This is a genomic window from Oleiphilus sp. HI0067 (assembly GCF_001635735.1).
Genome location: NZ_LWFI01000165.1, coordinates 1 through 1,196, shown reverse-complemented (window position 1 = coordinate 1,196; position 1,196 = coordinate 1). Strand labels below are relative to the sequence as shown.

Genomic DNA, 1,196 nt, shown 5'->3' with positions numbered 1-1,196 from the left:
ATGCCCTGAATTATGAACACGAGGTGCCATTTCGTTTGCAACTAGGCCGTTCGTAGTTTCGAATAGTTCAAGTGTTAATATTCCAACGTGCTCCAATTCTGCAATCAAGTCTTTGATATACAAGTCTGCTTGGCGTTGAATATCTTCATTTACGGAAGGCGCTGGAACGGTAGAGAATCGAAGAATTCCATCGTTGTGTTGGTTCTCTGCTAGTGGATAAATTGCTATCTCGCCCGATGCGCTGCGTGCCGCAATAATCGACAGTTCTCGAGAGAAATTTATAAATTCCTCAGCTATTAACGTGGTTGATCCGATAGCGCTCCAAGCTTTTGGGATATCTTCAGCAGAGCGAAGAATAAACTGCCCTTTTCCATCATAACCTTCTCGCGTCGTTTTGCAGACTAGTGGTAAGCCAAGCTCTTGAACTGCTTCGGAAAGGTCGCTTTCTTTATGAATAATTTTGTATCGAGTTGTTGGAATCGATAATTCATTAAATAAGGCTTTTTCTTTCTCTCTATCTTGGCAAATTTCGATAGATTTTGACGGCGGGTAGAGCGTATGTTCTTTTTCGATATGTTGAGTTAATTCGACCGGTAGGTGCTCGAACTCATAAGTGATGACGTCGCATGCATCTATGAACTCTTGAAGTTCTTGGCTTTTGATAGGCTTGTCTTTAACACTATACGTTGGTTCTAAGCCAACACTTGGGCTTCCACTTGTATCAAAGAAGCGAAATTTCGCCTCAAGAGGAAGACCTGCTAAGGCAAGCATTCTGCCGAGTTGACCAGCGCCAAGAACTCCAATAGATTTCATGATTACCCTCGCGGATCTGATTGAGCGAGTACACTTTCGGTTTGTTGCGTTCTAAATGCAACAAGCTTCTCTTTAACGGCTTGGTCGTTCAGAGCGATGATTTGCCCCGCTAGCAATCCTGCGTTCTTGGCGCCCGGTGTGCCGATGGCAAGTGTCCCGACGGCAATGCCGCCTGGCATTTGAGCGATTGATAGTAGTGAGTCAATGCCATTCAATGCCTTTGATTGAACTGGAACGCCTAAAACTGGGAGTTCAGTTTTGATGCCACCATACCAGGTAGATGGGCTGCACCACCTGCGCCAGCAATAATGACTTGAATACCACGCTCGGCAGCAGAAGATGCGTAATCAAACAACAGGTCGGGTGTTCTGTGTGCAGACACA

At 45.3% G+C, this 1,196-nt stretch carries 1 protein-coding gene and 1 pseudogene; both read right to left on the bottom strand.

The window, feature by feature from the left end:
- Nucleotides 1-813, bottom strand: an 813-nt coding sequence (locus A3739_RS02270) for an ATP-grasp domain-containing protein (protein WP_068500087.1), incomplete at its 3' end; no start/stop codon positions are given.
- Between the two features lie 2 nt (nt 814-815).
- A pseudogene (gene purE, locus A3739_RS02265) lies at nt 816-1,196 on the bottom strand (5-(carboxyamino)imidazole ribonucleotide mutase); the annotation flags it as partial.